Origin of the sequence: uncultured Campylobacter sp. (genome assembly GCF_937996225.1) — a bacterium.
Lineage (GTDB): Bacteria > Campylobacterota > Campylobacteria > Campylobacterales > Campylobacteraceae > Campylobacter_B.
Window position 1 is genome coordinate 39,404 of record NZ_CALKTC010000054.1, and the last position, 9,396, is coordinate 48,799.

Annotated in this window: 7 protein-coding genes; 6 read left to right on the forward strand and 1 reads right to left on the reverse strand. The window is 48.0% G+C overall.

What is annotated here, in order from left to right:
- The 6 genes from Q0174_RS06335 (at nt 1) to Q0174_RS06360 (ending at nt 5,117) form a co-directional block, all read left to right on the forward strand.
- Entirely contained in the window at nt 1–831 is an 831-nt protein-coding gene (locus Q0174_RS06335) for a hypothetical protein (protein WP_298042509.1), read from the forward strand.
- Entirely contained in the window at nt 831–1,817 is a 987-nt protein-coding gene (locus tag Q0174_RS06340) for a hypothetical protein (protein ID WP_298042511.1), read from the forward strand. Before Q0174_RS06335 ends, Q0174_RS06340 begins: the two co-directional genes overlap by 1 nt.
- A gap of 16 nt (nt 1,818–1,833) precedes the next feature.
- On the forward strand, nt 1,834–2,112 hold the full coding sequence (locus Q0174_RS06345) for a hypothetical protein (RefSeq protein ID WP_298042514.1): 279 nt from the start codon (nt 1,834–1,836) through the stop codon (nt 2,110–2,112).
- Nucleotides 2,113–2,115: 3 nt separating this feature from the next.
- Nucleotides 2,116–2,334, forward strand: coding sequence for an ester cyclase (locus Q0174_RS06350; RefSeq protein WP_298042517.1), 219 nt, complete (start codon nt 2,116–2,118; stop codon nt 2,332–2,334).
- 44 nt (nt 2,335–2,378) lie between these two features.
- Nucleotides 2,379–4,184 (forward strand): menaquinone biosynthesis decarboxylase, encoded by a 1,806-nt coding sequence (locus tag Q0174_RS06355; protein ID WP_298042520.1) that lies wholly within the window; start codon nt 2,379–2,381, stop codon nt 4,182–4,184.
- Nucleotides 4,185–4,442: 258 nt separating this feature from the next.
- Complete coding sequence (locus tag Q0174_RS06360) at nt 4,443–5,117, forward strand: methionine ABC transporter permease (RefSeq protein ID WP_298027245.1); 675 nt, start codon at nt 4,443–4,445, stop codon at nt 5,115–5,117.
- A gap of 735 nt (nt 5,118–5,852) precedes the next feature.
- On the opposite strand, the gene Q0174_RS06365 is transcribed toward Q0174_RS06360, so the two are convergent.
- A partial coding sequence (locus Q0174_RS06365) for a hypothetical protein (protein WP_298042523.1) occupies nt 5,853–9,396 on the reverse strand: 3,544 nt, incomplete at its 5' end.

Here is a 9,396-nt window from a genome sequence, read left to right on the forward strand (position 1 = left end):
ATGAAGGCTTTAGCGCGCAAGGCTTCGAAGCTTGCTATCTGCGGTGCGGCTGGGCTCTGCGCGCAAAAAAGCGGCGCTTCGGATAAAATTTTAAAGCTTTACCGCAACTCCTCCCTTGCCGCGAAGATCGGCGCAGGCGGGCTTGTATGCGCGACACCATTGGTGCTGAAGCTCGGTGCGGGGGTTGCTTTAAAATTTGCGGCGCGTAAAATTTTAACATTCGGAATTTGCGAGCTGTCGAAGGCTGCCGCTTTAAAATGTGCAAAGATCGGCGCGCGCGCAGTTGTACGCTCATTTTCACGCACCGATAAATTTGCAGACGAGCGCACGAAAAAGCGTGCGAGCGCGGATAGCGAGAATTCTAATGCAGGCGTCACGCCGCACAGAAAGCGCACGGCAAGCGTTTCTAGCGCGAGCATTAAAAAAGATCCCTCTCTTTCTAAAAGAACCTCTGCTAAAAAAAACACAGCGACAAAAAGTACGCCCGCAAGAAAATCTCCGCTCGCTAAAAAACCCGCATCTGTCGCAAAACCTGCATCGACCGCTAAAAGTATCGCGCCCGCTGCAGCTTTCGTATCTGTCGCAAAATCAGCGTCCGTAAAAAACGCCGTGCAAAATAAAATTTCCGCAGCTAGCGCAAAAGTAGCACCCGCTAAAAGCGCATCTCAGAACGCAAAATCTCACCGCGTTGCAAAAAACACCGCTACGCCTACCGCAGCCGCCGCAAAAGACGTCGCCGCAACCACCGCAAGCTCTGCACCTACCGCAAAGCAGTCGCGCCGCGCCGCAAAGAGCGCTTCCCTTAAAAGCTCTACCGCAGGGAAGCCGTAATGGTAAATTTATTAAATTTAACCCGCATCGTAAACGGAACGATGCTGAATAATCCTGCGATCTCCGCTGTCGAGAGCTTTGCGATCGAGCCCGCAAAAGTCGCGAAAAAAGGCGCTTTCATTGCACTCGGCGCAAACGAGCGCGACGTGCACACTGCGATTGATAACGGCGCGTACGCGATCATTTTCGATAACAACTTCAAGCCGCTTAACGACGAGATCGCCTTTATAAAGGTCGAAAATTTATGCTCGGCGCTAGTGCGACTGATAAAATTTTTGGGCGAGACGTGGCGGCACGGCTTCGTGCTGATAAACGAGGTGCAAAGCGAGATCCTGCGCTATACGAGCGTGCCGAAAAATTTGATGTTTGCGCCGCGCAGCAAGGGCGAGCTTTTCATCAGCTTGCTGAACGCCAAAGAGAAAAATACCTACTTCACTACCGACGGCGATCTTTTGCAAAGCCTTGGCATCTCGCCCGTCCGGGTTCCTGCGAGTGATGATTTTAGGCTGCTTTACGGCGGCTCGATATTTTACAGCAGCTTCGTTTTCGGCGGGCTTTATTATTCAAACTTAATCTTTCCGCAGCTGTTTTTGCCCGAGCTATGCGGCGTGATCGAGTATCTCTCGCGCAAAAACATACCCTTTAAATTTCAAAGCTTAAGCGCATTCGGTCATTTCGAGCCGATTTTTGTGGATAGATTTTTTAACGTAAGCTCGCTTGGCGGCAGCTATCGCGCCTTTATCGCCGAGAGCGATCCTGAGCTTTTTGCGCGCGAGGCGGAGTTTTTGCGGGCAAAATTCCGCGAAAAAATTATCGTCTGCGCTAGCTGGGAGGATCGCTTAGACGGCGTTAAGATCGACTTTCGCTTCAATAAGCTAAGCGCGCTAAAGAGCCTGCCAGAGTTTCATTACGCGCTGGTTTTTGCAGAAAAGAGCGCGATCCTGCAGCTTCTAAATCAAAAACCGCAAGAAAAAAATCTATTTTAGCCTCAAGGAGATCGGTATGAAAAGACGAAATTTTATTAAATTTGGCGCAGTAGCGGTTATCGCGCCGATAGCATCAAGCGCTAAAAATACGCACGAGGATAAAATAGAGCGGAATAAAGCCGCTATGAAGCGCTTTGAGACGGCGATAAATACCGCGGACGAAGCGCTTTTAAACGAGCTTGTGGATCCCGAAGCGCCGTTTGTCACGCCAGCGTCGAAAGATCCGCTTTACGGCGGCAGCGGCTACAATGCGATCGTAAAAATGATGCGTGCAAGCTTCCCCGATGTGCAGTAGGCGATGCAGGACATGGTCGCGGACGAGAGATGCGCGGCGGTGTATTGGCTTTGCAGCGGCACTCACAAGCATGATTTTATGGGCATCGCGCCTACGGGGCGAAAATTTAGCGCGCGGGTGATGAATTTTTATTACTTTAACGAGCGCGGCAAGATCGTAAACGATGTCGCAGCCGAGGGGATGATCGCCATACTGCGCGCCATCGGTGCATGCGATAAATAATATGGCAAGAGCTCATTATGGGATTATTGAATTGAAAGAGGGCGATGGACTACATTAAAATTCTGCGCGAAAACGGGCTTTTGCGCGAGGTGAAGGAGCAGATCGGCACTGAGCTTGAGATCGCGCACGCAAGCTATATCGAGGTTAAAAGGGGGTGCTCGCAGGCGCTGCTTTTTACGAACGTGCGAAACGCGCAGGGCAAACGGATGCCGCCGGTGCTAACCAATATTTTCGGCTCCTTCGAGGCGTTAAATTTAATCCTCGGTCGCGAACCTGACGAGATCGCCGCCGAGATACAGAGCCTGCTAAAGCCGAAGCGTCCGCAAAACTTCAGCGAAAAGCTTGATTTCTTGGCGCACTTAATCTCGCTGCGTAAAATTTTTGTAAAGCGCCTTAGCGGTCGCGGCGAGTGTCAGCAGGTCGCGCATCTGGGCGCCGATGTCGATTTGGGCGAGCTTCCTGTACTTAAGACCTGGGAGAATGATGGCGGCGCGTTTATCACGATGGGGCAGGTCTACACGAAGGATCTAAACTCGCAAACGCAAAATCTCGGCATGTATCGCCTGCAAATTTACGGGCGCGACCGCTTGGGAATGCACTGGCAGATACACAAAGACGGCGCGGGCTTTTTCGACGAATACCGCAAAGCAGGGCGTAAGATGCCCGTATCCGTGGCGATCGGCGGCGATCCGCTCTATATCTGGTGCGGTCAGGCGCCGCTGCCGAAGGGGATTTTTGAACTGCTGCTTTACGGCTTCATCCGCCGCAGCCCCGCTCGCCTCGTAAAATCGCTTACGAATGAAATTTACGTTCCCGCCGACGCAGACTATGTGATCGAGGGCTTTGTCGATCCCGCCGTAAGCGAGCCAGAGGGGCCTTTTGGCGATCACACGGGATATTATACGCCGGTAGAGCCCTTCCCTGTAATGGAGGTTAGCGCGATCACGCACAAGCGCGCGCCCGTATTTCACGCCACCGTCGTCGGCAAGCCGCCGCTTGAGGATAAATTTATGGGGTACGCGACCGAGCGGATCTTCTTGCCGCTGTTTCGCACGAGCGCGCCCGATCTGATTGATTATAAAATGCCCGAGAACGGCGTATTTCACAATCTGATTTTGGCTAAGATCGCCGTGCGCTACCCCGCTGCGGCTAAGCAGATCATGCACGCGTTTTGGGGCGTGGGGCAGATGAGCTTCGTAAAACACGCCGTTTTCGTACCGCAGGACGCGCCGAGCTTAGATGAGTACGAGGCGCTTACGAAGTACGTCCTAAACCGCATAGGCACGCGCAGCCTTGTTTTTAGCGAGGGTGTGTGCGATCAGCCTGATCACGCAAGCCCGAACTCCTGCTTCGGCGGCAAGCTCGGCATCGATGCGACGACTGATCTAAGCTCGCAGGCGCCGCAAATTTTAAGCGACGAGGAGCTGCTAGCTAAATTTCAAAGCAGCGAGCCAGCCATTTTGGCGCTTAAGCAGCACTTTTGCGATACGAAAAACCCGCTCGTGCTGATAAACATAGACAAAAAAGAGCTCGTGGAGCGGAGCTGGCGGCGAATTTTGAAATTTAGCGAGCATTTTAAAATTCTGATTTTTACCGATGCGGGGAACGACGCGAGCAACCTCTACATGAGCGTTTGGCGCGTCGTAAATAGCATCGATGCGCTGCGCGACGTGTTTGTGGCGCAGGACGATCGCATCTGCATCGACGCTACGAGCAAGCACGAGTGGGAGGGCTATACGCGCCGGTGGCCGCAGGAGACGCTCTGCAGCCGCGAAGTAGTAGCAAGCCTCATAGAGCGCGGCATCGTGCAGGACGAACCCGAGCTATTTAAGAAATTTGAAATTTTTTGAGGGCGCGGGGCGGAATTTCGTGCCGATTTGAAATTTAAAATTTTAACTTTGGTTTTAAGGACTGCGCGTTAAATTTAGATAGAATTTTATCTAAATTTACGGGCCCTAAGCGGTAAAATTTCATAAAATTTACCGCCATGCGAGGGTTAAAATTTTAAGGAGTAAAATTTGCTGCAGCGAAATTTTAAAATTTCAAAAATTTTAAAACGGCGTAAAAGCTCGATATAGCGCAAGCAGGCACAAAATGAAAGGACATAAATGATAGAGTGGATACAAAATTTTTTTAGCGGAGCGATACCGAAGCTGCTGCTAAACGCGACGCTGGAGACGCTGTATATGACCTTCGTAAGCACGGCTTTGGCGTTTATTTTGGGGCTCGTGCTTGCGATCGTGCTTATCCTTACGCGTCGCGGCGGGCTGTGCGAAAATCGCATCGTCTACGCCGTGCTGGACGTCGCGATAAATACGCTGCGAAGCTTCCCGTTTATAATTTTGCTGATCGTGCTCTTTCCGCTTACGAAGCTTCTTGTTGGCGCGAGCATCGGCACCACCGCGGCGATCGTGCCGCTTACTATCGGCTCGGCGCCCTTTATCGCGCGGCTCATCGAAAGCGCGCTGCTGGAGGTAGATAGCGGCGTGATCGAGGCGGCGAAGAGTTTCGGCGCGAGCAAGACGCAGATTATCTTTCGCGTGATGTTCGTCGAGGCGCTGCCTAGCATCATCGGCGCGATTACGCTCACGCTCATCGTCATCATCGGATTTACGGCGATGGCGGGCACGGTCGGCGGCGGCGGGCTCGGCGACGTGGCGATCCGCTACGGCTTTCAGCGCTTCCGCCCCGATATAATGGCATACACCGTCGTGATACTGATCGTACTCGTACAGATCATACAAAGCATCGGAAATTTACTCTATAAAATTACGAAAAAGTAAGAGCGCTGGCGGTTGCGGCGGAATTTTTTGACGAAATTTTATCTGCTTTGCTTTTTGTCGTGAAATTCTGCTCTTGCTTTGGAATTTTGTCTTTGCTTGAGACTCTGCGTTTGCTTATAAGATTCTACACTTGCTAGCGAGATTCGGCATTCACTCGCAAGGCCCTGCTTTAATTCATTTGATTGCACTCTTGCCGTGAAGTTTTGCTTATAAATTCTAAGACAAGCAGTTTTAAAATTTTATAATTTTAAGTTTTGCAAGATCTTTCTTATATAATTTCACTTTTACTTCGAAATTTCGTAGCTTACTTTTAAAATATAAAGCGCAGAATATAAATAAAAGGCACCGGCCTTAGCAATAAAAGCCAATAATGATGGTATTGCCGCTTTGACAAGCTTTTTTGGCTTTGGTAAAAGAACCTAAGATTACGCCAGTTCTTTAAAAATAAGGCAAAATATGAAATTCCTCTGCGAATTGAGCCTAAATTCTTTAGTATTGAGGAATTTTTAAATTTGTAGAATTCAATAAATTATCTTGCGGCGCTTGCGGTAAAATTTTATGCGGGCGGATACAGCAAGTTTAATAAGATCATTATCGCATAATAGCGAAGCTATGAAATTTATCTAGTGCATAGCGTCTAAATTTAAAAAGGGGCGAGAAATCTCCCGCCCCTGAAATTTTAAGTATAGGATTTGATTTTGTAGATGTGCAAGCTAGGGCTTACGCATCTTTTATTTAAAACATAATCTCAAACCCTGCATTGATAGCACCACCTCTTGTTTTGCCTATATAGCCCTTGCCTCCTAGGCTAAGGATAAGGTTTTTGCTCTCATACTTATAGCCTGCTTCAAATACTCCGGTTGAACCCTTTAGGCTAGGCTTAGGAGCGTCAAGTCCCATAGTAGATGCTTTAGCATCCCCGCTAAACTCATACTCGTATGCTCCGCCAAAGTATAGGTTATGCTCATCTTTTAGATTTATAGTATCTCTTAGACCCGCTCTTAGCCTATTAGAGGTAACGCTATCAAAGTGATATCTCTCGCCCGAGCTTATAGTAGCATCGGCATCATCCGTGTAAGCATATAGCCATTTAGTATAAACGTCTAGCTTGTTACTTTGGCTTAGATCAAAGATCTGACCTATTCCTATATGAGTAGCCATATAGGTTGAGCTGATATCAAACTTCTCATTATGAGCTAATACTCCAGGAGCTATGGCATAGGTCCAGTCGTTACTATTGTAGTCGCTGCTTATCTTACCTACGTGAAAGCTTGCATCCAGGTAGGTACCACTAGTAAAGTTTTGCTTTAGCATCAAGCCTCCGCCTATATACTCGCTATCTCCGTCTGCATGCAGACCGCTATCTAAATAGCTATCATAGTTTGCTCTTCCATATTCTACGAATACTCCGCTTAAGATATCTCCTGCGAAATTAGGAGTTAAGCTGGCAAGGCCTGCTGCTACTCCATAGCCTTTGGAATTTACGTGCGAGCCCGTCTCATACCTTAGATCATAAGCTTCGCTTATAGCAAAAGGAAATAGCTCTAAATGCCCATCCGGTATTAGCTTATCTAGGTAGTTAGTGATTAACTCGCTTCCGCTCTTTAAGCTAGCTAAGCTTGCAGCTCTGGTTTCTGCGAAGGATTTGGTATTAGAGCTTACGCGCGCGCTAGGAGCCGAGGAAGCATCGAATCCTAAATTTAGATAATTGCCGCTTTGATAAATTTTAGGGTTATAGCTTAGACTTACCCCTACATTTAGCGTTGCATGCATATTGGCTGCGTTAGGAGCTATAAGGCTACCGCTTCCTTGCTTGTTTATCAGATGAATCTCGCTGCTTGGACTTAACGGGCCGCTTACTCCGCTGATATAAGCCGTAATATTGCTTACGTTGCTTAGATCTGTGTTAGCGGTAGGATCGCTTAGGGTAAGTACGCTATCGCCTGCTCTAATGGAGCTAGGAAGGAAAAAATTTAGCCTGTCAAAACCGCTAATATTTTTAGCGCTTAAGGAATTTACTGCTGCAGGAGAGCTATTGCTTGCTCCTATGTTTAGGGTATTACCGCCGCCTGTTGCGCTTATTGTGCCTACGTTATGACCGCTGATGAAATTTAACGTATTGTTTGCGCCTGCTGCATGGATATTTCTAGCGTTAAAATTCTTATCCTCCCCCGCTTTGCCTATGTCTATGTTGTTTCCGTTAAGACCGCCGGCACCTAGATACTTTTGTAGCTCATCCGCATCGAAATCCCCATTTATGCTCTCGTTAGTCTTAATAAGCTTTTGGATATAAAGTTCCTTCTCATCCTCGCTTATATGCATACCGCCTATGTTTCTGCTAAAGGTATTAGCATCCTTTATGACATAGTTTTTATTTAGCTGAGTTACGTAGCCCTTGTCTTTAAAGCGCGGATCATATCCGGTAAATTTACCGCTTCCGCTTTTATAGGCAAGGGTATATTTCTTATTGTCGCCATCTGGATAGCTTGCATTATTTAAAGCGTTAAATTCGCTTGAGGAGTTTACGAATATATCGGTACCGCTTAGATCGGTATTGCCGGAGCCGGTTAAGCTTAAAGCTCTTTTGGTACTAGACGAAGCGTCGTTTTCAATCTCGCTAAGAGAAGCTAAATTGAATTCCAATTTATTGAAATTTGCAAAATTCCCTGCATTTAGGCCATTGCCGGAGTTTGAAGATAGGATATTTAGGCTATTGCCCGAATTGCTAGCGTTTGCGCTAGATACTCCGTATAACGTGCCCGCTACGCTGCCGCTTCTGAAATTTACTACGTTGTCGTTGCCGCTAGCAGCTTCCGCTGCGTAGACGTTGCCAGCAACTTGCGTGTTGCCGTTTAAATTTACAGTGTTGGAGGAGGCGGTGCCGCTAGCCTTTCCACCGTATACGCTTCCGCCTACGTTTACCGAGTTAAGAGTTATGGTGTTGGAAATCGTGCTGTTTCCCTTGCCGCCTACCGCCATTGCTCCTACGCTGCCGTTGTTTATAGTTACGATATTGGATTTGGCTTCTCCGTTGCTAGTATTGCCGCCGTAAATGCTATTGCGGATTATCGTAGCATTCGTAGTTACGCTATTGTCGTGGATGTTTCCGCCGCCGCTACTGCTATGAGTGATGCCCGCATTTACGTACCCCACGTCTATTCCGCTTGCTTCGAAAGTTACGTGGTTATTATAAATTTCTTGCGAGGTAGTGGAATTTGAATATCCGCCGTCGATCTCGCCTATGCTGCTTCCGCCTCTAATCTTAGTGTGGTTATCGTGGATGCTGTTGCTTCCGTCGGTAGCATCGTCTCTGCCCGAGCTTATGTTTTTGCCGCCTAGATTGCCTGCGCCCTCCTTTACTATTACGGTGTTTCCTTTATTGCCGAATAGATCAGTGGCGCCTGCGACCTTGTTAGAATTTTGATTTTGCATTAGCTCGCTTTGATCGAAGTTGGGGTCTATCCAAGAACGAGTTAGTGTGCCCTTTTGCATGATTAAATTCTTGCTGTTTTCGACCTCGATCGTAGTGCCGGTGATTTGATAGTGATCTTTGTCGGTAATCGTATAAATTTGATTATCTTGCACGGTTTGTGCGGCTCTGGTGATCGTGCCGCCGCCTGAATTATGGATTAGATAGTACTTTCCTTCGTCTAAATCTGATTTTATACCCTCTATCTTTGTACCGTTTAAATTCGTATTGCCATTAGTGGTTAGAGTAAGCGGCGCATCCGCTTCGATCGTGGAGTATAAATCATTGAAATTTATAGAGCCGAAATTTTTAATGTCTTTAGCTTTTTTAATGCCACCGCCGACCCAATTTTCTATATGTAAGGTATTAGTTTTATCCGTAGGCTTATTACTGCCGTAGATTGTACCGCTTATCGTGCCGCCTCTAAAATTTACATTGCTATTCTCGACGCTACCGCTTGTAGCGTAGCCTGCATAGACGTCTCCTGCTATCGTCGTTCTTTCTTTATTGATATAAACGACCGCATTTTTGACGCTTCCTGCGCGTGCGCCATAGACATTGCCGCCTACGTGCACGCCTTTGTTGGAGTCTGACGCTCCTAGAGTAACTCTATCGCCGTCCGATTCGCCTGCAATGCCGTTTGCTGCCGCGACATCGCCTTTTACTGTACCTTTTATAAGATCAACTACGCTTCGCGAGCTTGAGGCGCCGCCCAAAGAGCCCGTGACGCTGCCTACGATCGCATCGTCGTTATTGATTTCTACGCGATTTGCGCTCATTGCGCTAGCACTATTTGCTTGACCGCCTACT